This is a genomic window from Nocardia aurantiaca (genome assembly GCF_009708175.1).
Classification (GTDB): domain Bacteria; phylum Actinomycetota; class Actinomycetes; order Mycobacteriales; family Mycobacteriaceae; genus Nocardia; species Nocardia aurantiaca.
Genome location: NZ_WMBB01000019.1, coordinates 1 through 24,178, shown reverse-complemented (window position 1 = coordinate 24,178; position 24,178 = coordinate 1). Strand labels below are relative to the sequence as shown.

21 protein-coding genes and 1 pseudogene are annotated in these 24,178 nt (G+C 68.3%); 14 read left to right on the top strand and 8 right to left on the bottom strand.

The window, feature by feature from the left end; translation table 11 throughout:
• Positions 1 to 79 precede the first annotated feature (79 nt).
• Positions 80 to 469: a pilin gene (locus GLP40_RS30450; protein WP_154791469.1), complete on the bottom strand. Its 390-nt coding sequence runs from the start codon at positions 467 to 469 to the stop codon at positions 80 to 82.
• Positions 460 to 1,419 (bottom strand): hypothetical protein, encoded by a 960-nt coding sequence (locus GLP40_RS30445; RefSeq protein ID WP_154791468.1) that lies wholly within the window; start codon positions 1,417 to 1,419, stop codon positions 460 to 462. The genes GLP40_RS30450 and GLP40_RS30445 overlap by 10 nt, the downstream gene beginning before the upstream one ends.
• Positions 1,420 to 1,860: 441 nt before the next feature.
• Here GLP40_RS30445 and GLP40_RS30440 point away from each other — a divergent pair, with 441 nt between their 5' ends.
• The 6 genes from GLP40_RS30440 (at position 1,861) to GLP40_RS30415 (ending at position 9,813) form a co-directional block, all read left to right on the top strand.
• A complete protein-coding gene (locus tag GLP40_RS30440) occupies positions 1,861 to 2,508 on the top strand; it encodes a hypothetical protein (protein ID WP_154791467.1) in 648 nt (215 codons plus the stop codon).
• 60 nt (positions 2,509 to 2,568) lie between these two features.
• The gene (locus GLP40_RS30435; protein WP_154791466.1) at positions 2,569 to 3,594 is read left to right on the top strand and encodes a TRM11 family SAM-dependent methyltransferase; all 1,026 of its coding nucleotides are present in this window, start codon (positions 2,569 to 2,571) and stop codon (positions 3,592 to 3,594) included.
• Positions 3,591 to 6,101 carry a type IV secretory system conjugative DNA transfer family protein gene (locus GLP40_RS30430; RefSeq protein WP_328290831.1) on the top strand — a complete coding sequence of 837 codons (2,511 nt, stop codon included), beginning with the start codon at positions 3,591 to 3,593 and terminating at the stop codon, positions 6,099 to 6,101. Before GLP40_RS30435 ends, GLP40_RS30430 begins: the two co-directional genes overlap by 4 nt.
• A 97-nt stretch (positions 6,102 to 6,198) precedes the next feature.
• Positions 6,199 to 7,224, top strand: a complete 1,026-nt coding sequence (locus GLP40_RS30425) for a replication-relaxation family protein (protein WP_154791465.1) — start codon at positions 6,199 to 6,201, stop codon at positions 7,222 to 7,224.
• Between the two features lie 12 nt (positions 7,225 to 7,236).
• Positions 7,237 to 8,244 carry a C40 family peptidase gene (locus GLP40_RS30420; RefSeq protein ID WP_154791464.1) on the top strand — a complete coding sequence of 336 codons (1,008 nt, stop codon included), beginning with the start codon at positions 7,237 to 7,239 and terminating at the stop codon, positions 8,242 to 8,244.
• A 96-nt stretch (positions 8,245 to 8,340) separates the two neighbouring features.
• Positions 8,341 to 9,813, top strand: coding sequence for a cutinase family protein (locus GLP40_RS30415; protein WP_154791463.1), 1,473 nt, complete (start codon positions 8,341 to 8,343; stop codon positions 9,811 to 9,813).
• A gap of 126 nt (positions 9,814 to 9,939) precedes the next feature.
• Here GLP40_RS30415 and GLP40_RS30410 read toward each other — a convergent pair whose 3' ends face one another.
• Both GLP40_RS30410 and GLP40_RS30405 read right to left on the bottom strand, forming a co-directional pair.
• A complete protein-coding gene (locus tag GLP40_RS30410; protein WP_154791462.1) occupies positions 9,940 to 11,400 on the bottom strand; it encodes a hypothetical protein in 1,461 nt (486 codons plus the stop codon).
• A 498-nt stretch (positions 11,401 to 11,898) separates the two neighbouring features.
• The gene (locus GLP40_RS30405) at positions 11,899 to 12,369 is read right to left on the bottom strand and encodes a hypothetical protein (protein ID WP_154791461.1); all 471 of its coding nucleotides are present in this window, start codon (positions 12,367 to 12,369) and stop codon (positions 11,899 to 11,901) included.
• Positions 12,370 to 12,605: 236 nt separating this feature from the next.
• Here GLP40_RS30405 and GLP40_RS30400 point away from each other — a divergent pair, with 236 nt between their 5' ends.
• From GLP40_RS30400 to GLP40_RS30390, 3 genes are all read left to right on the top strand, one after another.
• The gene (locus tag GLP40_RS30400) at positions 12,606 to 12,986 is read left to right on the top strand and encodes a hypothetical protein (protein WP_154791460.1); all 381 of its coding nucleotides are present in this window, start codon (positions 12,606 to 12,608) and stop codon (positions 12,984 to 12,986) included.
• 156 nt (positions 12,987 to 13,142) lie between these two features.
• Positions 13,143 to 14,126, top strand: coding sequence for a hypothetical protein (locus GLP40_RS30395; RefSeq protein WP_154791459.1), 984 nt, complete (start codon positions 13,143 to 13,145; stop codon positions 14,124 to 14,126).
• Between the two features lie 433 nt (positions 14,127 to 14,559).
• Positions 14,560 to 14,718: a hypothetical protein gene (locus tag GLP40_RS30390; protein ID WP_154791458.1), complete on the top strand. Its 159-nt coding sequence runs from the start codon at positions 14,560 to 14,562 to the stop codon at positions 14,716 to 14,718.
• 136 nt (positions 14,719 to 14,854) lie between these two features.
• Here the strand turns inward: GLP40_RS30390 and GLP40_RS30385 are convergent, their stop codons facing one another.
• Positions 14,855 to 15,994 (bottom strand): MarR family transcriptional regulator, encoded by a 1,140-nt coding sequence (locus tag GLP40_RS30385; protein WP_154791457.1) that lies wholly within the window; start codon positions 15,992 to 15,994, stop codon positions 14,855 to 14,857.
• Between the two features lie 591 nt (positions 15,995 to 16,585).
• Between GLP40_RS30385 and GLP40_RS30380 the strand changes: the two genes are divergently transcribed.
• A complete protein-coding gene (locus GLP40_RS30380; RefSeq protein ID WP_154791456.1) occupies positions 16,586 to 19,003 on the top strand; it encodes a hypothetical protein in 2,418 nt (805 codons plus the stop codon).
• 94 nt (positions 19,004 to 19,097) lie between these two features.
• Here GLP40_RS30380 and GLP40_RS30375 read toward each other — a convergent pair whose 3' ends face one another.
• The 3 genes from GLP40_RS30375 to GLP40_RS30365 all read right to left on the bottom strand — a co-directional run bounded on the left by GLP40_RS30375 (position 19,098) and on the right by GLP40_RS30365 (position 20,502).
• On the bottom strand, positions 19,098 to 19,427 hold the full coding sequence (locus GLP40_RS30375; protein ID WP_154791455.1) for a histone-like nucleoid-structuring protein Lsr2: 330 nt from the start codon (positions 19,425 to 19,427) through the stop codon (positions 19,098 to 19,100).
• Between the two features lie 134 nt (positions 19,428 to 19,561).
• Positions 19,562 to 20,137, bottom strand: coding sequence for an NUDIX domain-containing protein (locus GLP40_RS30370; RefSeq protein ID WP_154791454.1), 576 nt, complete (start codon positions 20,135 to 20,137; stop codon positions 19,562 to 19,564).
• Positions 20,138 to 20,217: 80 nt separating this feature from the next.
• On the bottom strand, positions 20,218 to 20,502 hold the full coding sequence (locus tag GLP40_RS30365) for a hypothetical protein (RefSeq protein ID WP_154791453.1): 285 nt from the start codon (positions 20,500 to 20,502) through the stop codon (positions 20,218 to 20,220).
• A gap of 307 nt (positions 20,503 to 20,809) precedes the next feature.
• On the opposite strand from GLP40_RS30365, the pseudogene GLP40_RS30360 reads away from it, so the two are divergent.
• The 4 genes and pseudogenes from GLP40_RS30360 to GLP40_RS30345 all read left to right on the top strand — a co-directional run bounded on the left by GLP40_RS30360 (position 20,810) and on the right by GLP40_RS30345 (position 24,126).
• A pseudogene (locus GLP40_RS30360) lies at positions 20,810 to 22,005 on the top strand (IS110 family RNA-guided transposase).
• Positions 22,002 to 22,412 carry a VOC family protein gene (locus GLP40_RS30355; RefSeq protein ID WP_230330091.1) on the top strand — a complete coding sequence of 137 codons (411 nt, stop codon included), beginning with the start codon at positions 22,002 to 22,004 and terminating at the stop codon, positions 22,410 to 22,412. The pseudogene GLP40_RS30360 and the gene GLP40_RS30355 overlap by 4 nt, the downstream one beginning before the upstream one ends.
• 326 nt (positions 22,413 to 22,738) lie before the next feature.
• Entirely contained in the window at positions 22,739 to 23,404 is a 666-nt protein-coding gene (locus GLP40_RS30350) for a uracil-DNA glycosylase family protein (RefSeq protein WP_154791452.1), read from the top strand.
• A gap of 236 nt (positions 23,405 to 23,640) precedes the next feature.
• A complete protein-coding gene (locus tag GLP40_RS30345; protein ID WP_154791451.1) occupies positions 23,641 to 24,126 on the top strand; it encodes a hypothetical protein in 486 nt (161 codons plus the stop codon).
• The last annotated feature ends 52 nt before the right edge of the window (positions 24,127 to 24,178 follow it).

Here is a 24,178-nt window from a genome sequence, read left to right as displayed (position 1 = left end):
AGGCCAGCGACTACGGCGGCGCGGGCCGCGCGTGTACTTCGTTGCGAGGGCGGAACTGTGACGAGGGGGCCGGTCATGGTCAGGCTCCCACGATCGACTTGAGCACGGCCACGATCACCGGGGCCAGCATCGCCAGCGCGTACCCCGAGCAGGCGGCGCGCAGCGCGCTCTTGGCCTTCTCGATCTCGGCCGGGTCACCCGAGGCGATCACGTACCGGACACCGGCGACGGTCAAGCACACCGTCGCCACCCCGGCCAGGATCCCTATCAGCCAGTTGCGCAGGTTGTCCAGGACTTGATCGAGGCTGTCGGCAAGTGCCAGGACTTGAACTTGCGGCGCCGCGTCGGCCGGCCCGACGCAGAAGACGAGCACCGCGATCGCGGCCACCGGCAATGCCCACCCACGCCACCGGAGGCGCGAGTATCGATGACGGATGGTCGAGGCGATGAGGAGTCTGTTCACGCGCATATCCGCTCCTGTCCGGATGGTGCGGAGTCCGCGGAACACGGGTTCGGATCGTGCTCGCTGCCAACCGTTTCGGGTCCGGCCGCCGCGGTCCGCGAGCCCCGGGTGGGCTCGGCCGCGACGGATTCGCCAGCGGCGGGTAGCGCGTGGAAGGCGAGGACTTCGGTGCTGCTGAACGTGCTCTCGTCGCGGGCGCGCTCGGCGAGCCAGGCGGCGAGGGCGAGTTCGGATCGTCGCCGGAGTTTGCGGAGTTGCCACGGCAGCTGGGTGTAGGCGGGGTCGGCAGCCAGACGGGTCACGGTGCGGCGTTCCCATCGGGTCGCCGCGATCAGCTCGGCTCCTTCCACGGTGATCACCCCGGCGGCGACGGCCTCGGCCAGCACCAGTTCCGGGTGCCCGGGCGGGATCACCATCGGGCCGCTGCTGCCGGGCTGGGCGGGGTCGGCGACCGGGACGAGTGCTGCGTTGCGCTGGCTCCACTGCCATCCCGCGTGCAGGGCCGTCCATGCCAGCCGGCCCCACAGCTTCGGGCGGTCGAGGTCGATATCGCGCAGCGCGGTCAAGAACGCCAGCAGGATTTCGGCCTCGACGTCCTCGCGGTCGGCGCTGCCGTAACGCGCGTAGGTGTTGGCGGCGGCGGCGAGCATCGGGGCGGCCAGGCTCGCGCACATCACCGTCGCGTCGGGCCGCCGGGCCCGGGCACGGCCGATCAGCCATTCCCAGATCGGGTCCGCTGCCGTGCCGGGCAGTGCGGGATCGAGCATCACCTCCCGCAGCTGCCCCCAGGTGCGGGCGCGCCAGCCCGCCGGCAGCGGCACCGGTCTCGGGTCGGCCGGTAGCACGGTGTCGGTGAGGCGCTGGAATACCGTCCATGCGACTCCGATCGGAGAGCGGTCACCGAATCCTTTCCGCGCTTTCCTCTGCGGAGAATCTTCGAATTCGATTTCAGTCACTGCGGACTCCCTGGTTTATGGAAGAGGTCGCGATCTGCGACATGATCAAGGACAGCAGCCGACCGTCTCCGTACCATCTCCACAACCACTCCGCCGCGTCTCCGCACCGTCTCCGAAACGTCTCCGTTTCATCTCCGCCGCCATCCGGCTACAGCACCGCACCACTGTCAACCGAAGCGGTCGTCGCAACCAATATCGCCCCTACCTGGCGAGGAGATGGTACGGAGACGATACGGAGACGGCGCGGAGACGATCTCCGCAGAAGTCAGCTATGGCCGGGAAATTCTTTCGGAATTCGCTGGAACGGACATGGGATCGCCATCGGTGCGGGCCGAAAATTTCTTCGAAAAAGTTTGCCTGCCCCCGGTTCAAAACGGCTTTTTTTTCGACATTGATAGGTATAGAGACAACCTCTCTCCCACCTGTCAGGAGCGTTTCAGAATGACCCCGAATTCTTCCCGCGCCACCACTTCGTCTTCCGTCTCCGGCGTGGCGGTTCCGTCGACACTCTGGGCCACCGGACCCGCCCCCTTCGGTCCCGCCGACCGGTGGCCGGACCCGGTCGTGACCCGCGTCGTACGGGAGTTCTCCGCACCGGGCGACCGGGTGCTGCTACTCGATCCGGCCCCCTCGACCGGACGGGGCGGACTGCGGGCCGTACCCGCCGACACCGGTGCGGCACTGGCGATCACCGAAGCGGCGGGCCGCGACGCCCGCCTGGGCCCCGGCCCCGACAACGAGCACGCCGCCCTTGTCCTGGCCAGCCTCCTCGGAGAGGGCCTGGGCCCCGACCCCGACCACGTCACGGCGCTCGCCGCCCGCCGGGTCGCCGCCGGCGGGCTGCTGGTGGTGCTCTCGCGCTGCCGCCACGGCGTCCACGGTGTCCTGCTCGACCCCGCCGCCACCGTGGTGGCCGACGCGCAAGCCGCCGACCTGCTCTACCTGCAGCACATCATCGCCGCCCCGGTCACCGGCACCGACATCGCCTCCACCGCTGCACCTTCGAGCACGCAGCGCCCCGAACACGGTCACCGACACGAGATTTCGCATCTCGACCTGTTCGTGTTCCTCAACCCGCGCGCGGCCTGACCCGCACAGACCGCCCTACCACAGCCGCCAGCCCCACCCTCGATCCGCGAAGGACTCTCGATGCCCCACAACACCCACCGCACCAACGACATCGACACCACCACCCCCGCCGAGGACAGCGCCGACACTGGCCGTGCCGCGCGGCGGACGCCGTCGGTGTGGGCGACCGCGCAAACCGCGCCCGCCGCCCAGCGGCGCGGCCGGTACCACCCCGACAGCGTCGCGCACCCCGCCAAGATGCTCCCCGGCATCGTCCGCCACGCCGTCGAGACCTACACCCGCCCCGGTGATCTCGTCCTGGACCCGATGTGCGGGATCGGCACCACCCTCGTCGAATCCCTCTATGCCCGACGACGCGCTGTCGGTGTCGAGTACGAGACCCGGTGGGCGGATCTGGCGACCGCGAACATCGGCCTGGCCCGCGACGCCGGAATCGACCTGGACGCGGCCGTCTACAACGGGGACGCCCGCAAACTCCCCGACCTGCTCCCCGACGGGTTGCGGGGCCGGGTGAACCTGGTGATCACCTCCCCGCCCTACGGCCCCTCCACCCACGGTCACGTCACCGTGAAACCCGGTGAGGGCGTGCAGAAGATCAACCACCGGTACGGGTCGGTGCTCGATCGCGGCAACCTCGCCAACGTCGGCCTGGGACGGCTGCTGTCCGGGTTCACCCGCATCCTGTCCGGCGCGGCCGAATACCTCGCTCCCGGCGGGTATGTGGTGATCACCGCCCGCCCGTGGCGCGAGCACGCCGAACTGGTGAACCTGCCCGGGCATCTGATCACCTGCGGCACCCTCGCAGGGCTCGTCCCGGTCGAACGCTGCGTCGCGCTCCTGGGCCGCCTGGCCTACGGGGACATCGTGGCGCGCAGCAGCTTCTTCCAGCGCGACTTCATCGTCAAGAACCGCGCCGCCGGGCTGCCGATGCACCTGATCGCCCACGAAGACGTCATCATCCTGCGCAAACCGCTTGCGGGTACTTCGGTTTCACAAGAACTGAAGGAGTCTCGGCCGGGACCGCAGTTCGGTGCGGCCCCGTTCTGGGGCAGCAACGGCATCGGCGAGACCGGGGCCGCAGCGTGAACAGCGACCCTGTCGGGCACGGCTGGCTGGCGCGGTTCCTGGTCCATCCCGGCGCGGGGCTACACGATCTCGCGGCCACGGTCGAGCATTTCCTGGTGTCCCCCAGCGCGATTCCCGTCGCGCTGGGGGTGGCCGGCCTGCTGGCCATCGCGCGGGTACTGCTGCGAGCCCGGCGAGCGCGGTTGGGTGCCGGCGCCCGTCACGTCACGATCCTCACCCCGCCCGAGGTCGATTCCAAAGGCGCGCTGGCGTTCTGGGCGCACCTCATCGGGCAGCTGCGCCCGCCATGGCGGCGGGTGCTGTTCGGGCAGCCGCATCTGGGATTTGAGTACACGATCACTCCGCAGGACGGGGCCGCGATCCGGTTGTGGGTCCCCGGCTCGATTCCGCCCGGCCTGATCGAGCGAGCGGTGGCTTCGGCGTGGCCGGGCGCGCACACCCACACCGAAGACGCCGGACCGCCACTGCCCTCCCCAGACGACAGCGAGGGCGAGGGCGAGGGCGCTCGCCGGTTGCTGGCGGGTGGTGAGTTGCGATTGGGCAGTCCGGAGCGCTACCCGTTGCGGACCGAGTATCACGGGGATCTGGTGCGCGATCTGATCACCGCCGCCGACGACCTGGCGGCCGGGCAGGCGGCGTGCGTGCAGATCCTGGCCCGCCCGGTCACCGGCCGCCGCGTCGCCCGCGCCACCGGAGACACGAAACCCGGCCTGCTGACCGGGCTGGCGCGGGAGGTACTCAACATGCTCACCCCTGGCCCGGCAACGGGCCGGGGTCCGCGCCCCGGTGGTTCCGGTGGTGGCCGAGACATCGACCGGCAGACTGCGCTGCAGGTGTCGGCCGCCGACCGAGCGGCGGCGGCCAAGGCGAAGGGACCGCACTGGGAAACCGTTGTCCGGTACGCGGTCTCGGTTCCCGCCGAGCCCGGACGCCAGGCGCGGGCGGTCGCCCGCGGGCGAGCCGACGCGCTCGCGACGGTGTTCGGGGCGAGTACCGACCACAACTACTACCGGCGACGCCGCCAGTTCCGTCTCGCGCAGGTGTTGTCGCGGCGGCAGTTCGGGCGCGGGGACCTGCTGTCGGTGCCCGAGCTGGCCGGGATCGCACACCTGCCCGCCGCCGACGGGCTTCCCGGCCTGCAACGCGCCGGTGCCCGCGCCCTGCCGCCGGCACCCGACATCCCCGTCGGGGGCGAGCACACCAAGCCGCTCGGCGTCGCCGACAGTGCCAGCCGCCGACCGGTCGCGGTCCGGGTCGCCGATGCCCGCCACCACATGCACGTCCTGGGCCCGACCGGTGTGGGTAAGTCGACGTTGCTGGCACAGATGATCCTCGCCGACGCTGATGCCGGCAGAGGTCAGATCGTGGTCGATCCCAAGGGTGATCTCGTCACCGATGTCTTGTCACGGCTCCCCGCGCGGCTGGCTGACAAGGTCGTGCTGTTCGACGCCGATTCGAAAAGCCCGCCGCCGTGCGTGAATCCCTTGGATTTGGGGCGGATCGGGGTGGCGGGGCTGGATCTGGCGGTCGACAACCTGGTCGCGATCTTCCACCGGATTTTCGCTCAATGGTGGGGACCGCGCACCGACGACGTCATGCGCGCCAGCCTGCTCACCCTGTGCGCGCAACCGGGCACCGCGACCCTGGCCGACCTGCCCCGCCTGCTCACCGAACCAGCTTTCCGCGCCAGAGTCACCCGCACCACCACCGATCCGGTGCTGCGCGGGTTCTGGGAAGGCTACGAAGCACTCTCCGAAGCCGGTCGCGCCCAAGTCATCGGCCTGCTGATGAACAAACTCCGGGCGCTGTTGTTGCGGCCGTTCGTGCGGGCCGCTGTCGCCGCCGGACCCGCGACCCTGGAATTCGCCGACATCCTCGATAACGGCGGGATCTGCCTGGCCCGGCTGCCGAAAGGATCGCTCGGTGAGGAGACCAGCCGCCTGGTCGGGTCGCTGTTGGTCGCCCGCACCTGGCAAGCCGCCACTGCCCGCGCCCGCCAACCCTCCGACGACCGCGCCGACGCGTCTCTCGTCCTGGACGAGGCCCAGAATTTCCTCAATTTGTCCACACCTGTGGAAGACATGCTCGCCGAAGCCCGTGGCCTGCGGTTATCGCTGGTCCTCGCGCATCAGAACCTCGCTCAGCTCACCCGTGAACTGCGCGACGGGATCTCCGCCAATGCCCGCAACAAGGTCATCTTCGCCGTCTCCCCGGACGACGCCCGCGACTTGGCCCGTCACACCAGCCCGTGGCTGACCGAGCACGACCTCACTCACCTCGACGCCTGGCACGCCGCCGCCCGGCTGCTCGTCGCCGGTAAACACGCCCGCCCCTTCACCCTCACCACCCGCCCGCTCGGCCCACCCGTGCCCGGACGCGCCCGCGAGATCGCCGCCGCCGCACGCACCCGCCTCAACAAGACCCCGCCGACTCCACCGACTCCGGCCCAGGACCCCACCTCTACCGCCCCGGCCGCCCCCGCGAGCACAGATCTCCGCCTGTCCTAGCCATCCTGCCCGCCACGGCCTCACCTGCCCGTGGCCGGGCACCGGGCCGACCGACGCCGGCACCCCCGCGAACTTTCCCGGAAAGGCCCTCCCACGCATGATCGTTCATCCCGACCGCCACCACGACACCCGCGCTCCACGCTCGATCTCACGCACCGCCACGGCCGCGCTGGTGGGGCGGCTGACCGGCCGCGACCACTGGATCCTGCGGATGCTGCACGAACACCGCGTCCTGACCACCAACCAGCTCGCCGCCTTGGCCTTCCCCACGGCGAAGGTCGCCCGCCGGCGCATGGCCCTGCTGCACCGCTACCAGGTCGTCGACCGCTTCCGGCCCCTGCAAGCCCGGGGCAGCGCGCCCTCGCACTGGGTCCTGGCCCCCGCCGGCGCCGCGATCCTGGCCGCCGAAGCCGCCGCCGACGTCCGCGCACTCGGCTACCGTTCCGAACACATTCTCACCATCGCCCACAGCCTGCACCTGACCCACACCCTCGGGGTCAACGAATGGTTCACCACCCTCACCACCGCCCACCACACACCTGGCGGCTCCGGCGACGCCCCGGGGGTGCTCGTGGCGTGGTGGTCACAGACTCGCGCGGCCCGATTGTGGGGAGACCTGGCCCGTCCCGACGGGTACGGTCGCTACACCCACACCACCGACACCGGCTCGCCACCACGGGTACTGGACTTCTTCCTCGAATACGACCTGGGCACAACCAGCCTGCGCCGCGTCGCCGCCAAGCTCCTGGGCTACGCCGAGCTGGCCCGCTCCACCGGCATCGTCACCCCGGTCCTGGTGTGGGTGCCCACCCGCGCCCGCGAAACCCACGCCCGCCACGCCCTGCACGACACCTGGCGCCACCTGCCCGACCCGGACACGGTGCCGGTCGCGACCGCCGCTGCCGGGCTCCTCGACCCCACCGCCGCCCGCCCCAGCCCTGCCGACCGCGTCTGGCTTCCCCTCGACCGCAACGTCTCCGAGCGCCTGCACCTACACGAACTGACCGAGGTCTGGCCCGCGCGCACGCTGCCGCCACCAGCCAGCGACGACGAACCGACCCTGCCCGCCACCGGCGGCATCGTGCTCCTGCCCGCACCACCACCGCGATGCCCGGACATGTAAGGCAGGGCGACGATGCTGTTCCGGATCCTCGGCGCGGGCTCGGCGACCGTCGTGTTCCTCTGCGTAGTCATCGCCGCAGTCGTCACCACCGTGATCGTGGCCGAGCAGCCTGCATTGGTCCCCGGCCCCACGGCAGGGACCGGGGCGGGCAGCACACCGAGTCCGCAAGCCCGTGAAGACATTCCGGCGGCCATGCTCGTGCTCTACCAGCAAGCCGCCGCGGACTGCCCCGGCCTGGACTGGTCGGTGCTGGCCGGTATCGGGAAGGTCGAGTCCGACCACGACCGCTCCACCCTGCCCGGCGTACACAACGGCGAAAACTCCGCCGGCGCAGCGGGACCCATGCAATTCCTGGCACCCACCTTCGACGCCGTCGCCACCCGCCACCAGCTACCCGGAGCGAGCCCACCCTCGCGCTACGACCCGGTCGACGCCGTCCACGCCGCCGCCTACAACCTGTGCGACTCCGGCGCCCCCGCAGACCTGCGCACCGCGCTCTTCGCCTACAACCACTCCGACACCTACGTCGACCAGGTCCTCGACCAAGCCGCCGCCTACCGGGCACCCGCCCCACCCGCCGGCACCGGCGACTGCCGCCCCGCCGGGCCCGCGAGCCCGGCTGCGGTGCAGGCGATCTCGTTCGCTTGCGCACAACTCGGGGTGCCGTATGTGTGGGGCGGCAACGGGCCGGAGGTGAACGGTGGCTGGGACTGCTCGGGCCTGGTCCTGGCCGCGTACGCCACGGCGGGAATCACCCTGCCGCGGACCAGCGAGACGCAGGTCCTCGTCGGACCACGCATTCCCGAGAACCAGATGCAGCCCGGGGATCTGGTGTTCTACCGCAGCGGCGGCGACGTGCATCACGTCGGCCTGTACCTCGGCGGCGGACTCATGGTCCACGCGCCGGACTTCGGCCAGGTCGTCCAGGTGAGCGGCTACCGCTGGACCGGAGACGACTTCTACACCGCGACACGGCCTTCCGCGATCACACCGACCGCACCCGCGGATCCTCACGCGTAGTGACGTTCCTCCGCCTAAACCTCGGCCAGCCGGGTCCATGCCCACCGTAACACCACGACCTCTGACACCCACGACAACCAGCGAAGGAGTACCTCGATGCCCTCTCCTCATGTCACCTATCCGCGCCGTGCCCGCACGGTGACGGCACTCATCGCCGCCGTCAGTGTCGCCGCGCTCACCACTACTGGTGTCGCTGCCGCCGACCCCGCACCCGCAAGGCCCGGGTGCCCGGCCGTGACCGCGATCCTTGTCCCGGGCACCTGGGAGACCAGCCCGGCCGCCGACCCCGGCCAGCCGGTCGGGATGCTCGCCGGGATCGGCACCGCCCTGCAACAGCGCTACAGCACCGGCATCGACGTACGCACCCTCGCCTACACCGCCGACGCGACTCCATACCCGGCCTCGGAAACCGATGGCGTCCAACAGCTCTCGACCACTCTCACCAGCCTGTGCGCCTCCACCAGAGTGGTGCTGGCCGGGTACTCGCAAGGCGCCGATGTCGCCGGAGACGTCGCCACCGCCATCGGCAACAACCAAGGACCGCTCCCCGCAGCCCGGGTGATCGCCGTCGGGCTGCTCTCGGATCCGCGCCGCGACCCGAACACCCCGCAACTCGGGACGAGCACGCCCGGCGAGGGCATCGCGGGGCCCCGCCCGCAGAGCTTCGGTGCCCTGGCCGACCGGGTCGCCACGATCTGCGCGCAAGGCGACTTGTACTGCGCGACGACCCCGCAGGCGTCCCCGGCTCTGGCCGCGATCGGGCGTGCCTTCACCGGCAACCTGACCCCCGCCGCCACCACCGACCCGAGTACGACCAACGTGCCCCAAACTCCCACTCCGACAGCAACTCCCAGCGCCGTCGCAAATCCGTCAGTGGCCGTGCCGAACCCGCTGGGAGCGTTGAATCCCTCGGAGGTGGTGGCTCAGGTGGTGGGTGTGCTGTCCGGGCTCGCCGGTTTCCTCGCCGACCTGCCGGCCATCGGCGGCGACCTCGCACAGCTGCCCGGGCTCGTCGTCGCCGGCGACATCCCCGGAATGCACCGAGTCGCAGGCGATCTCAACAACCAGTTCGCGCCACTGGTGCGGGCCGCCGCCGGGATCGACCTGCACCTGGTCGCTCGCGCCTTGACTCTCGCCGCGCCCATGGATCCCTCGGGCTGGGTCGCGGTGGCTGCGCAGATCGTCGATCTCCTCGGCAATCTCGACATCGCCCGCCTCGCCACCGATATCGGGCAAGCCCAGGACATCGCCTGGACCGCGATTGAGAAACTCGCGGCCGGAGACCCGATCGGCGCGCTCGCGACCGTGCCGGGCGAAGTTCCCGTCGTCGCCGACCTGCTCGCCGTGGCCGCACAGGCGATCACCGGCACCCCCGGGACCACGCTGACCGGGCTGGCCACCGCCTATACCACCACCAGCCCGGCCACCGGCACCGCCCTGGCGGATCTGGCCCGACAGGGCAGCGACGCGGCCCAGTTCGCGGCCAGCGGTGTCCATTCCGACGGCTACAGCGCCGCCACCGGACAGCTGCTCATGTGGATCGAACACGCCATCGACACCGCACACTGACGGTGATGTCCGACTCCGAGCAGCGCAAATCACCGCTGGCGGCAGCTCGACCACGGTGACGATCATCGCGGTGTTGCGGGCCGAGAGAAGGGACTTCCCGAGCACCCGAGGCGCCGCGCACAGGCCCTACGAGGTGTTGCTGCGGCGCCGAAACCAGGTTCCACGGCGCTGCAACCCCTTCGGTGCGCCGGGTGTCGCTTTCACGGCGGAACAGTCGTCCCCGGATGAATTCCCTTCACCGAGCACCGCTTCGCGGATCGCTGGCCAGTCGGATTCCTTCCACCACCTGAACAGGTCGACGGTGCCGACGACCTTCACGGGGAGCGCTTTCACGAACTCCGGGCGGCTGTAGACCTGGGGATCACGCTTCTCAGGCGCGGTCTTCCTCTGATGGTTGACGATCAGCGTCCCACCGCTGACCGGCTTGTCGGGGTACTCCGCACGCCAGGTGTCGAGGTGCTTGCGTAGATCTCCGACCAGCGCTTCCTTGGCGCGACCGCCCTCCGATTTGACCTCCACGAGACGGGCCGGCCCATCGGCGCTGGCCAACAGATCCGCCGACCACGTGCCCTTTTCGCTGGTATCCAAATCGATGGTCGAGATTCCCGCATCGGAAAGCGCCTGGTCGACAGCGCGCACAAGCTCACCACCCGAGCCATACAGCAAACCATCCCTGACCACCTCGGCCGCGCGCCGCGCATCCTCCAATTCAGCTTCGAGACGTGCCCGTTCCTCGAGGTGCCGGATTTCCATGGCCGCGAGGGCATCGCCGGCCCGCTGTTCCCTCTGTGTCTGCCACGCAGGATCGACGAAGCCCGCGGTCCGGAAACGCCGCGGAGCATCGGGGATGTAGTACGGGATGGCCTGCTGCACAAGCCAATCGATCACCGACGACCAAACGATGGCGTCGGGCACGATATACCAGCGCTGGTTCTGCTGCTCGGGCACCCACGCCGCGACCACGGGCTTGCCGAGCGAGTCGACCAAAATCGGCTCCAGCTCACCGGGCAGCGGAGACATCTTCTGCACTCCATGCCTCCCCGGCGATTCCAGGGCTGTATCAACCAGCGAGAGTGTCCACCACTGCGCGGCGGCCGGGCGATTGAGCAACCGCTTCCCGAGGTCCTGTTCGGCAGCACTGAGACCAGCGGCCAGCTGCGGGCGCGCGCCCGCAGGAAGCCTCCTTGCCTCGATCGATCCCTGAAATCCCGGCAGGAACAGGGAATCATCCTCCGCTGCGGCTACCGACCCGTCAGGGGTGTCGATGCTGGCTCGGCCGAGCATCTTGACGACCAACGCCATCTCATCGCGCGCCTTCGCCCCCTCGAGGAGCCGGGTCAATTCTTTACTCCAGCGGACGGTGAGACGCCCCGGCTCCAGCGCCGCGACGCACTCGACGGTCTCCGACTCCAGCCACCGAGGCTCCACCCCGAGCCCCTGCCAATCAACAGCAGCGTCGGCCAGCGGGGTTCTTCGCGTCTCCGGCGCAGTCGCGGACGTCCACAAGTTCCATGCCTCACCGTCCTCGGGCGCAGAAGACGGGGCGGGGAGTCCGATATACACAGGGATGGGAATCGGGCCGGTCACTTCAGCATCCTACGACCGGGCTCGGCGTCCCTGCTTTCCGTTTTCGCTCGCACCCGCCGAGCCACGAAGCTGGAGGAGTCCGCGAGCATACGTTTCGTTTCCGATCTCATCAGTGGCAGAAGCCACCGGAAGTCGGCGCGTGGGCACGAGAATTCAAGAGGTCCGTGCCCGTGCCGGGGTGCCGGCACCGAAATGGACTCATCTCTGTGCGACTCCGTACTGCCCGGCGGGACCGGGACCTATTCCTTGGAGGACGTCCACATGAGAGAGGCAAAGTTCACCCGGGACCAGCCGATCATGTCGTTCACTGGCATAGGACAGATGAAGAGTTCCACCACTTCGTACAGTCCGGAAACGGAGTGGCCCGGCGGCTTCGACCCGGGATCCAGCAATCCGCTCCCACCGCTGACAGCGGACTCGCTGAAGGACGCCGGGTACCGCCCAGTGACTGCTGACCAGGATCGCTGATCGAAGGCCGACCCGCCTCGCTCGACACTGCTACATCAGGTCCGCGTTGCGCAGTGCGAGTTCGTCCGCGTACGCGCGCGCCACCTCGAAGTCGACGCCGTGGAACAGCTCCGTCTCGGCGGACCGCCCGTTGCTTTTGTCTCGCCCGACGCCGCGCACGAACGGGTTCATCTCCCGCCGATCCGAGACCGACCGGACGAAGCGCCGGAGGGAATGCTCGATCGCGGTCAGATCAGCCCCAGACTCGTTGCCGGGCAGGTGATCTCGGACGATGCACGAGCACCACGTGTCGGTGATCGACCATCCGTACTGGCGGGAGTAGTAGCGGCGATGAGAGCCGAGGCGGGACTGCCAGTCACAGGTCTTGCCGACCTTGATCCATCCCGAATCGAATCCCACGACGTAGAGGTGCCCGTAGTCGGGGTCCGGTGGATACACGTAGTCGTACGGGCCGCGATCCTCGTCGGCCACGAAGCTCCAGGCGAAGTCGGTGAAATCCATGTCTCCATGACAGCACGGGCCAGCGGGTCGCGCAGCCGACCCGGCGGTACACGGTAGGGGGTGCCCGAACCGTTCGGCGCACGGTCGCTGGTCCGTCGATTTCGCTGCGGCCCAACGCCTTCCATGCATCCGTGGTCGGTCTCACACCACGCGGGAGCCGACCACTCGCGCCCCCGCTGGCACGCTGGATTGCATGACCGATACCGAAAAGCCTTGCCCCTCATGGTGCGTCGACCATGTCGCTCCCGATCCGGGTGACCCCGAGAGCCGGGCACGCCACTTCGGCGCCCCGACCCGGTTCGCGATGTTCGGCTACCGCGGCCTCGACGAACACGGCCAGCCCCGCCAGCAAGTCGAGTTACGCCCGCGGGCCGAAGACTTCCCAAGGCCGCGACATCACCATCGAGATCGACTTCGACGCCGGCGACACCGGATCCGAGCCCGTGTCGATCCGGCCCCGCGAGGCCGTCCGCCTGGCCGGCGACCTCCTCGCCGACGCCGCACGAGCCCTGGCCGCCCAGGACGCCGACCCAGCCCAGGTCGCCGCCGTCCTCGCCCTGGCCGACCAGGTCCACGCCCACGCCTCACACCCCGAACTCTCACCGATCACCCGGTAACCACCGCGGCGCGAACCCCGGCCGGACCAGCCCGGCTCGGCCGGGACCCGCACAACCCCTCACCGGAGCCGCCGACCAGCACGTTGGCCGCTCACCCGGAACGGGGCGGCACCCGAAGTGTGTGACACGCACGACTTCTGCGGTAGTAGTGGGAACATGACCGACACAGTCGACCGAGGGCCCGCCAGCGTTCTCCGCCCGGCACGATGCAATCACCTGCGCGCCGATGAACGCGGCTACCCGATCATCGCGACGATCGGCCAGCAGCCCCCACCGGACTTCGGCGCCATCTCCGAGAACCGGAAGCTCGCCCTGGCGACCTTCGATCTCTGTGCTATCTGCGCACAGCCCTTCCACGACGAGTTGCGCTGGCAGGTGATGTTCGAGGAGACCGACGAGGACATCGAAACCTCCGAAGCTCCCGTGCACGAGATATGCGGACTGTATGCGGCACAGATCTGCCCGTACGTCTCTTCGCCGTACGCCCGGATGAGCCGAGGCGAAGGGCGTAAGGGCGAGCGGCGACCCGAGCTCGTCGTACTGAGCGGGTACCAAAGAACCATGGCCGTCTGCGGTAAAGCATCCGGCGTCCAGCCCGATTCAGTACTGCATTTTGCGATGGGCGGCTATGTCCGCAGCCACGTCCTGCGTAGCCGCGAGGATGCCGCAGCATCGTATGCCGCAGCCCTGGCCACGGACGTCGCGATCGAGCTCGATCCAGCCGAACAGCGGCTCGTCGATCTCCTGTGCAACCTGACCGAACTCGAGGGCGAAGACTCCGGTTCCGTGATGGCCGGCGCGGCCTGGCATGTAGGGGCGGGATTCTGCACCGGCGTCACCCAGGTCCAAGGTATGGACCGCTTCAACCAGCACCCGTTCACGACCATCTCTGTCCACGCACTGCAAGACCGGAACGTTCGCCGACTCGCAGACGACTCCGGCGACATCTACACGCGTGCCGCTATGCAATGGCTCCGCACCCGCAAGCGCCTGCCGTCCACGCTCGCGGAGTGGAGACGTGACGGCCGCCGTCGGTTCGGCCACATCCTGAAGTCTTCTGCCGGTCAAGACAACTCGGCAGAACGACGAAAGGCCCAGCGGAAAAAGCAATCGGCCGCAAGGCGCAAGAACCGGCATTGATCAGTCGGCGCGTGTCCGCTGGCGCAGGCAAGCAGGCTCGTCCTGAGGTGGGTACGCCGCAACACAGCCGCTCGTCATGCCGAGGCGGTCGATGTGCCAGAGGGCCGCGCCGTCGGGGCAATCAATCACCAGATCCCACAGCGCGACCGGGTGCCGCCATCACGCCCGCAAGCTGCGCGGTTCAACCGCCCTGGTGGGGTAGTGTGCATGTCGGCCGCTCGAGTGTGAAAAGACAAGGCTGTGCCTGTACGGAGCGGTACCGCCAGGAAGGCCAACTGGGCATGAGAACCGAGCACCGCTTCGCGGGGCCCGGGCCGCGCACGGCGGTTCGCTGTGCCGGAGTAGCACCAACAACCCATCAGCGAGGGCGTGCCGTGCCACGGCACCGCCCCGGTTCGTTGCGCGCCCTCATGCCCAGGAACGGAGACAACCCATGTCGAAGAACGGCCCCATGGACCACGAAGCAGCCGACCGCATCGCCGCCGCAGCCGAGCGCGACCCCGAATCCGACACCGCGCAATCGGGATTCGATGACCGCGCCGCCGCCGCAGCCGACCGCAACGACGACGAGGACGACTGGGACGACGACTAACCGAGGGTGTCCGCGCCGTCTCGCTGCCCGCCGACCGGTGCATGGTCGTGGTGGGTCCGGGACGAAGCGGGGACGCTGAACGCGCCGGATCCCCGGGGACATCGTTTCCCCGGGGATCCGGCGCGACCTGCTCGTGCTAGGCGAGGGCGAATTTCTTCGGCTTGGGGCATGTTTGGCGCGCCACGCCCGTCTCTGTCAGTTTGACCAGGGCGTTGTAGACCGCGCCGCTCGAACGGCCGCCCAGCTCCTTGCCGATTTGGTGCGGGGTGTACTCCTCGTTCGGGTGGTCGCGCAGCCAGTCCTCCACCTGTCCCCGCAGCGCGCCGCCCACCAGCTTCAGCAGCGGCACCGCTTCGGCCGCAGGCACTTCCGCGTCGGCGGGCGAGGAGTCCGAGGCCGGATCGGCGGCCTCGTCGCCCGCAGGCGGGCACAGAGCCAGATGCGGGCGGTCAGCCTCGCCCTGCCCGTCCGCAAGGGCAGGCGCTGGCTCGCCGTCGTCGGCGGCGGACGTATCGGGGATGTCGGAGGTTTCCGGATCCGGGTCGGGCTCGCTTCCCGCGTCGGGGGCGGAGTCCTCTCCGGCGGGTTCGGCAGCGAGGGTGGTGGTTTCGCTGTCGATGGGCGGCTCGGTGGTCTCGGCCTGTGCCGCTGCCGCTGTCTCGTCGGGCTCGCTGGGCGCGGGTTCGGCTGCGCCACCCTCCGATTCGGTGAGCATTTCGGAATCGGCGGGCGGGGTGGCGTCGGTAGGCGGTTCGGTGGCCTCGGGCTCCACCGCTACCTGGACCGGTGTCTCGTCGGGCCCGTCGATTGCGGGTTCGGTTGCGCCACTGTCTGGTTCGGCGAGCGATCCGGAGTCGTCGAGCGGCGTAGTGTCGGCAGGCGGTTCGGTGTCGGCGGGCGGTTCGATCGGCGTCGCGTCCGTGGGCGGCGTGGTGTCGCTGTCGGCCGGGGCGGTGGCGGTCCACCGGGCAGCCGCACGGGGCGCGTCCGGGTCACGGTCGCGGCGGGCGGCACCCTCCTGTACCCACACCGTCAGCATCTTCTGCGTGGTCGATTTCGCCATCCCCGCCACATCCGCCAGTTCGGCGGCAGTGGAACCGGGATGGGCCACCAGCACCGCCCACAACGCCTCCTGCGCGTCGGTCCGCCGCGACGGGGCCGGGGCACCCACGCCCGGTTCGGCGGCCACAGCGGCGGGTTCGGGGGCCGCAGCGGCGGGTTCAGCGACGACGAGCGGGGCGATGGTGGCGCGGTTCTTCGATTTACGTTGGGACATGACAGTTCTCCTGCGAATTCGGGTGTGATGAATAGTGCGGTCATGTCCCGGCCGGGACGGAAACCCCACCGCCCCAGGACATTTCCCGGACGGTGGCGCGGTTCCCATCACTATGGACGCTCGATACCCGCCGCAATGTCAAGCGGTGCGTGAAAAAAGAAATCCTGTAGTCGAATTCTTCTCGCATATCCCGGAATTCGAACGCGCCGAGATGAATTCAAGTCCCTCGGCCGCGCCGCTACATCGGAAGGGCTCGGGCCGCACGAAAGGCGGGGCTCTCCGCGGGCGGCCCCGCCGGCGGCGTACCTCCGGGTGAGGCTGCGGCTCACCCGGGCCCACTGCCGGCTGGACCACCGACCTGGACCCGCAGTACATCGACGCGGAGTTCGCCCGCATCGTCGAGACCGAGCAACCGAATCGAGCGGGCATGGCTGGTCTTCTGCCGCGCACTCCGCCGGTCCCGCGGGCCGAACTTGGGCGTCGCCGAGCGAGGCGGCGTGGCCGGCATGCACTCGGCCTGCCCACTGCTCGACTGCCGCCCTATGGTTTGCTCACTGAATGGGCTCTGGGACAACAGTTTCCTATTCGACGGTGCAGCGAGGGCTTCGGTGCGCGCGGGTCGCGATCGTGTTCGACGGCGGACCGCACTGGTCGTACTGGGCACGACGGGCCCTGCATCTGGCGAGCCAGACGTGGGGCGGGACCGGATTCGTCCTTGTGCCCCACCAGCAGGGGCGCGTTGCACCCGCGCTGCTGCGCGCCGTCCGAGCCTACGATCCGGACTACGTCGTCACTTACCGGTCGGAGCTGGTGGACTTCGAATACTTCTCACCGGGCGCGTTGAAGCTGTTGGCCGAGGACGGGTCGGCGCTGACCGGGGTCGCTCGCTGGAACGCGCTGGCCGGGAGCCATATCGACATGGCGCCCACCGAAATCGATGAGATGGCCAGGGATCAGGTCGCAGCGGTGTGCTCTACATACAAGCTGGCCACTGCGGAGGTGTCTTCCGAGGACGTCCAGCAGTACGGCCACCGGGCTGAGGACTTCCCCGCGACCGTTCGCATGCCGGGCTTGGCTGTTGACAATTGCGTACAAGCTCCGCCGAGTTGGGGTGGCCTGCTGGGGGTCGCTGTCGCGTCCCACGCAGGCAGCCTCGACGCGCCGAATCCGGCGGCAGGGGAACCCGAGCTCGATGACGGCAACCTCGCCCAGCTGACCCGCTGGTTGATGGGCACCGGTTCGCTGCCACCCGAATCCCTGGCCAGGCGCCCGCTTGACGGCGCCGGCTTCTCCGACCTCGGCCGCGCGTGGGACTACACCACGACTGGTCTGACTGGAGTTGTCCGAATGCGCGACTCCTCCGAGTCGGCCCTGGTGGTCGTCGGTGACACGGCCGAGGACTTCGCGTTGGCACGCCTGTGGCAGCGGACGTACATGAACGGCATCTGGTTGCCGAGCGCACTCGGCACCGACCGAGACGACCTTCCCCGCGCGGTGCTGACCGGCCTGGACAAGATCTTCAGCAAGGCCCGTTCCGGCCGCGGCACGGTCACTGTCACCTCCACGTCATTGCCGCCCGAGAAGCTGTCCGAGGTGCTGGCACGTTTCCGGGTCGAGCTCAGCAAGCACTGGGGCGCAGGTGTTGACGAGATCGGAGAGGCGGTCACAGCTCAGGAGCTGGTCTGGCCTCGTCACAACACCATGCACCTCGCAATCGGCGAGCAATTCGACGACCCGATCAGCGTCCCGACGGAAGTCGACGGCTCCGGGACCACGACTATGCTCACGCCCTTGCCGCCGCCGGCGCTGGAGAATCGCGTGCTCGCACAACATCCCGAGCTGACCTGGCACGTCGACATCGCGTGGCCGGATGGCCGATCGGTACTCGGCGGTGGGCTGACCGGCCACGAGTTGCTCACGCCGACGGGCGGGCTTCCGGTCACGCTGGCCCGCAGCAGCCGATACGGAACCTCGTACCCCTCAAAGCGATACGACTTCGTTCCCGGGGGAATCCCGGCGGTCAACAGGCTTCCGCGGCCGAAGCTGCGCGATCTCAGTCTCGCCGACTGGGTGGACGCGAAGCTGGCGCAGCACGACCTCACCAGCCGGCTGAGTTCGGCCGGGCACAAGGCTGCCCAGCTGGAGCGCATGTACGGAGACCGGCAGTCGGTCATCGATCTGTTCAGCGGCCCGCTGTTGCCAGCGCTGCGCACTATGGACGCCAAAGGTGAGCGCTCGGACGACTGCTACCCGAAGCAGGAAGGAGTGCAGATCAGAGCCCACTATGGCGTCCTCAACTTCTCCGGGTTCACCACACAGGCCCCGCAGACCAGCAAAGAACAGATTCGGCAAGATCTGGACAAGGCACTGCGGGCGGGAGTAATTCGTCGCGGGCTCGTACTCCAGTGCGTTGTCTGTACCGAGATCCAGTTCCAGCCGATCGACCGGATCGGACAGCGGTGGACATGCGAACGGTGCGACGCGGGCAACGACCTCGATCAACCGGCCTGGAAGAAGCCGCTGCAGGAGCCGGGCTGGTACTACGACCTGCACCCCGTCGGACGGCAACTGCTCGACCAGAACGGTGAGGTTCCCCTCGCCCTCGCCTCCTATCTCGCCCGCACCGGAGGCGGGGGGTCGACCTACCAGGACCTCGCCGAGATCGAGTTGGTACGCGGCAGAACAGCGCAAGTGGAGCTGGATCTGTTCGCCTACTGCGACGGTGTCCGGATCGTCGGTGAAGCCAAGAGCGCCAACCATCTGAGCGGGAACACAGGAGGAGAACGCGCCAAGGAGATCCACAAGAAGTGCCGGGCCGCAGTGTGGCTCGACGCCGACGAACTCGTCTTCGCGACGTCGGAGGCCGAATGGAAGCCCGGTGCCGAGGCCGGCATCCGTGACGCGGTTGCCGCGTTCGAGTGGCCGCCGATCGGGCCGCCGGTGATCCGCATGGTGGCGGGGCTGGACTTCGCGGGCACGGTCACATCGAAAGTTGTTCTCTTGCAGTAGATTCGCGATTCATGCCGAACCTCGATCTGGGCGATTGAGCTACAGGCCAGGGCAAGCCACCCGGCCACAGCGGCGCGTTGCGGCAGGGCAGAGATCAGTTCGCTGCCTGGTACGCCTTGAGGACATCAGCGTGGATCCGGCCCCGGCTCGATACCTCGTAGCCGTTCGCGTTGGCCCACACCCTAATTGCCGCGTTGTCCGGCCGGGCGGCGGCAGGCACCTGAGTGCGTTCGGTGCGTGCTGTGCGGCCGACCTTGCGTGCGTGGACGGTCCACTGCTCCAGTGCTCCACGCAGTGCGCCGGCGTTCACCGTCGACAGGTCGATCTCAAACTGAGTTCCGTCGAGGCCGAAGCGGACTGTCTCCTGCGCCGGCGAGGTCTTGTCGAAATCGTCGACCAGCTGGATCGTCACCTTACGTGCCATGGAAGCCCCCTCTTGAATGCCGGAATCACACAACAGCCCGAAATGCTAGTGCGCCCAACGACATACGAGCGAGTCGCCACGCCACACACGCTGCGACCTCGTGACGAATCACACCCTGTCTCGGGCTTCGAGATCTACCGCGGGTCGTGTGGCAGCAGGACGCTGTCGAGCTTGCGGATGAACCTCGCGAGGTGCGGGTCGGTGGCCGGCAGTCCGTACGGGTCGAGATCCCACCACCGGCCACCGTCGAATTCTTGCTCGTCCAAAGGGTATTCGAGGTCGCGGTCACCGCGAACCACGAACCACAGGGAAATATCCACATGACCTGCGGTCCGGCCGACCGTCGCGGTCCGGGTGAGGAACAAAGGCCGTTCACCGACCACATCGAAGGCGGGTTGCAGGCCGAGTTCTTCCGCGGCTTCGCGGCGGGCGGCGTCGAGGGGATGCTCGGCCGGTTCGACGTGGCCGCCCATGGGCAAGTGCAGGCCAGCGTTGCGGTGCGCGCCGAGGTAGAGCCCGCGCTGCGCCGGGTCGACGAGCACGACGTAGGCGACGAGGTGGGGTGACGGTGTGGCGGGTCGGGCGCGGCGGAAGATGTCGTCGGTCGAGGCGAGCCAGTCCAAAGTCGTTGCGATATGCGACCGTTCGACATCATCGAAGGGCGACAGGTTCGCGACGAGGTCCGAGACCACAGCGGTGGCGGGCTGCATGGCGACCGACGCTACGCCCCCGGTCCGACAAGCCCGCCGCACGGCCGCCGACCGGACAGCCCGGACCTCGACGGGGGTGGTCAGGCGCGGTCGGGGAGATCAGCGCGGTGAGACAGACGCGCGGAGAAGGTCTCGGTCCACGCGTCGGACTCCGATCCGTCGAGTGTTCCCGGCCTGATCCGGGGCGCCTTCGGCTTCGCGACGGTGTGGTCCTGTTTGATGCCGCCGGGCCGGGCCTGGATCGCCAGGATCCGCACACCCCACGACACGTACTCCTGCACGGTCATACCTGCGCTCTCGGCGGCCTCACTGAGGGCAAACCAGTCGTTGTCCCCCACGGCCACCACGATGTCCCTGCTCGGCATCAATCGACGCTAGTCGCGATCGAGACTCTCCGCAGCCTGACGCGTCTGGAAGACCGCACGAGCCTCGGGCTGTCGAAGCCGCCCGTTACCTTCTTCGTAGCCCTGAACCAGGGCTACGGTCGCCAGTCCCGGTATGACTTCTTGCCCCTGTCTCTCGCATGATCCGGGGGGTGGTGTCGCCGGGCACTGGTGGCGTCGATGTACCGCTGATAGGGACAGGGCCGAACACAGGTCTCTTCGTAACGTGGGTGCGTGGCCTCGACGCCGGATCGGCGGCCGTCGGGTCATAGGCACGAGGAAATGCGAAGTGACACAGCCATATGCCGTGTTCTGCGGCATCGACGTCGGCAAGGGCGAACACCACGCGGTCGGCCTGACCGCCACCGGGAAACGCCTGCACGACAAGGCCCTGCCCAACGACGAATCGAAGCTACGGGCCGTGTTCGACCGGCTCGCCGCCCATGGGCCGCTGTTGATCGTGGTCGACCAGCCCAACACGATCGGCGCTCTGCCGGTCGCGGTGGCCCGCGCCTGCGGCCACGATGTCGCCTACCTGCCCGGACTGGCGATGCGCCGCATCGCCGACCTCTACCCCGGACAAGCCAAAACCGATGCCCGCGACGCGTTCATCATCGCCGACGCCGCACGCACCATGCCGCACGCACTGCGCCGCGTGGACACCGGTGACGACACCCTCACCGAACTCGGGGTCCTCGTCGGCTACGACGACGACCTCGCCGGCGAAGCCACCCGCACCCTCAACCGCATCCGCGGCCTGCTGACCAGCATCCACCCCGCCCTCGAACGCGTCCTCGGGCCTCGCGTCGCCCACCCGGCGGTCCTCGAGATCCTGTCGCACTGCGGCGGCCCCGACGGCATCCGAGCTACCGGAGACACCGCAAACTCACTGCTCTCGCGGTCAAACACGCGCCCCGCATGGGCGCCCGCCTGGCCGACGAGATCATCGCCGCGCTGCCCGCGCAGACGGTCACAGTCCCGGGCGCGAAGGCCGCCGAGGTCGTGCTCCCGAAACTCGCCGACTCACTGAAATCGATACTGCTGCAACGGCAGTCGGTCGCGACCGACATCGAGAGGATGCTCGATGATCACCCTCTTTCCTCGGTCCTGACCTCGATGCCCGGCGTCGGAGTCAGGACCGGAGCCCGCATCCTGCTCGAAGTCGGCGACGCCTCCGGCTTCGCCTCCGCCGGCCATCTGGCTGCCTACGCCGGCATCGCCCCGGTCACCCACCGCTCCGGCAGCTCGATCCGCGGTGAACACCCTGCCCGCTCCGGCAACCACAAGCTGAAACGGGCCCTGTTCCTCTCGTCTTTCGCCGCGCTACACGACCCGGCCAGCCGCGCCTACTACGACCGCAAACGCGCTGAGGGCAAGAAACACAACGCCGCTCTCATCTGCCTGGCCCGACGCCGCTGCGACGTCATCTACGCGATGCTCAAAACCGGACAGCCCTACCGAGCTCCGGCACCGATTCCGGCTTGACCGCCGAGCACAGAGAACCCGATTCGTCCATGCTGGTAGGCATGGCAAACCGATGGGTCGGGATCACGATCGACTGCGCGAACCCCACGCGACTGGCATCGTTTTGGAGCGCGATCCTGAGTATCCCCGCCACCGCCGAACATGGCGATGAGCCGGGATGGGCAACCGTCGGCTCGCGGTTTGACGACAGGCCGCGCCTAACCTTTCAACGAGTAGCCGAGCCCAAGATCGGAAAGGTCCGCATCCACCTCGACATCGAGGTTGACGACATCGAAGCCGGTCGCCGTCAGGTAGAGACCTTGGGCGGCCGCTGGTCCGGCGAGCGGCACGACTACGACGAAGGGGTTGTCATGGTCATGCACGATCCCGAGGATCACGAGTTCTGCCTGGTCCAATACTTCCGTTGAGACACCTACTGGTCACTGCACGGTTTGACGAAACCCATAGGGACACCCCCCCGGAGCTGGTTGACGAGTCGGCACCGTTCCACGACTGGCTGATCCAGCAAGCCGGCCGCAACGACGTCGTGGGTGACCTCGCGGGCGACTACTCGGCTAGCGTCCGCGACAGTTACCATCGCGTCGCACGCACCGCCAGCGACCTCCTGGCAATCTTCCACGAGATCCCGCGCGCGCCCGAGTCGGCTCACGTGCGGCCGCCGGCCGCGTCGACGCGCTAACGCCAGGCGGCCATCGGCCGACACCAGAGTATGGCTGTATCTTCCCGTCGTGGCGTGAAGAATCACATGGCGTACGAACGCGGTGAACTGCTGAGCAGGCGCGTAACGCCTCGAAACGTGGAGGCTCGGCTGGCCGGCCGCTACGACGGCCCGATCGGCGAACTCAACCGATGGGTGGACGAGGTGCGCGCCACAACCGGAGAGAGCATCCCCTACTTCGATCCCTGTGCGGCATCCCGGGAGGCGAAAGTACTGATGCTGCTGCAGGATCCTTCGAGTGCGGCCGATGGCGAGTCAGGCTTCATCAGCCTGCACAACAACGACCAGACCGCCCACAACATATACAAGCTGTGCGAAGAAACATCACTCAGCTACGCCGAGTACGTTCCTTGGAACGTTGTCCCGTGGTGGGTCGCGAATCCCGCCAAAGGACGGCGCAACTTCAAGACAGAAGCCTCGCGCGCCAGGCCCTATCTCGAAGCGGTGGTCGACCTGCTGCCCGGCGACCTCGCTGCGGTCATCGTGATGGGCAAGTCACAGACCTGGCCAGCGTGGCACGCCGCGGTCGGCGGAAGCCATCGCCGCTTTCGCGGTGCCGAGGTACTGTTCACCGCCCACCCCGGTCCGCTGTCGATCAATCAGACAGATAAGGACACCGGCCACCGTAACCGCGAGACCATCGCTGAAGCCTTCACGCATGCTGCGAGCCTGATCCGATGAAACAACGACTGCCGCATCGGAAGGCGTCCTAGCGCTCCACACGGCGAGCAGTGGAAGCCGGGCGGCGGTAGTGGTTCGATCTGACGAGCCGCTGTTCTCGTTGCTGCACAATACGATCCGTGACATCAGTACGCGCCGGCGACGACCGACAGTCGGAACGGCTCACTGGGCGGTCCGGTCGACGACGGCCGTTCGAAACGCACAGGTCGCCGCATCCCCGGCGCTAATGTGTTGCTATGGCTCAGGGTTCAGTGCGGGATCGAGTGCCGCTCGCGCAGGAGAAGGTGGTAATCGCTCGTAGCGGCAACAAGTGCGCCTACCCCAGTTGCGGTCTCGATCTGACGATCGATCCTCAACACAGCGGGGACCAGCCGAAGGCGACCGGCAAAGTAGCACACATCGCTGCTGCCAGCCCGGGAGGACCGCGCTACAACGCGTCAATGACGAAGGACCAGCGTGGCTCTGCGGAAAACCTCATCTACCTGTGCGGACCACACCACGACGCGATCGACTCCCAGCTCCACCATCACACCACTGCGTTCCTGCTGGACGCCAAGCAATCACACGAACAGGCTGTGGAACGAGCTGTGCGCAGCGCTCTCGGTGATGTCACCTACGAAGAACTAGAGGTGGTCTGCACTGTCATCGCTAACCTCGGCCAATCATGGCGGTTGAGCTGGTCGTCGCGTAGAAATGGCGAAAGGTGCTCTGAACTGCGATAATTCGATTTGCTGAAGATCGAAGTACGCAGTGTGAGGAGCACCTTTCTGGTGC

Bases quoted from the DNA above. Each gene is read 5' to 3' on its own strand.
- GLP40_RS30450 (WP_154791469.1), bottom strand. From the start codon at position 469: ATGCGCGTGAACAGACTCCTCATCGCCTCGACCATCCGTCATCGATAC.
- GLP40_RS30440 (WP_154791467.1), top strand. From the start codon at position 1,861: ATGACCCCGAATTCTTCCCGCGCCACCACTTCGTCTTCCGTCTCCGGC.
- GLP40_RS30435 (WP_154791466.1), top strand. From the start codon at position 2,569: ATGCCCCACAACACCCACCGCACCAACGACATCGACACCACCACCCCC.
- GLP40_RS30425 (WP_154791465.1), top strand. From the start codon at position 6,199: ATGATCGTTCATCCCGACCGCCACCACGACACCCGCGCTCCACGCTCG.
- GLP40_RS30420 (WP_154791464.1), top strand. From the start codon at position 7,237: ATGCTGTTCCGGATCCTCGGCGCGGGCTCGGCGACCGTCGTGTTCCTC.
- GLP40_RS30415 (WP_154791463.1), top strand. From the start codon at position 8,341: ATGCCCTCTCCTCATGTCACCTATCCGCGCCGTGCCCGCACGGTGACG.
- GLP40_RS30405 (WP_154791461.1), bottom strand. From the start codon at position 12,369: ATGGATTTCACCGACTTCGCCTGGAGCTTCGTGGCCGACGAGGATCGC.
- GLP40_RS30400 (WP_154791460.1), top strand. From the start codon at position 12,606: ATGTCGCTCCCGATCCGGGTGACCCCGAGAGCCGGGCACGCCACTTCG.
- GLP40_RS30395 (WP_154791459.1), top strand. From the start codon at position 13,143: ATGACCGACACAGTCGACCGAGGGCCCGCCAGCGTTCTCCGCCCGGCA.
- GLP40_RS30390 (WP_154791458.1), top strand. From the start codon at position 14,560: ATGTCGAAGAACGGCCCCATGGACCACGAAGCAGCCGACCGCATCGCC.
- GLP40_RS30385 (WP_154791457.1), bottom strand. From the start codon at position 15,994: ATGTCCCAACGTAAATCGAAGAACCGCGCCACCATCGCCCCGCTCGTC.
- GLP40_RS30375 (WP_154791455.1), bottom strand. From the start codon at position 19,427: ATGGCACGTAAGGTGACGATCCAGCTGGTCGACGATTTCGACAAGACC.
- GLP40_RS30370 (WP_154791454.1), bottom strand. From the start codon at position 20,137: ATGCAGCCCGCCACCGCTGTGGTCTCGGACCTCGTCGCGAACCTGTCG.
- GLP40_RS30365 (WP_154791453.1), bottom strand. From the start codon at position 20,502: ATGCCGAGCAGGGACATCGTGGTGGCCGTGGGGGACAACGACTGGTTT.
- GLP40_RS30345 (WP_154791451.1), top strand. From the start codon at position 23,641: ATGGCTCAGGGTTCAGTGCGGGATCGAGTGCCGCTCGCGCAGGAGAAG.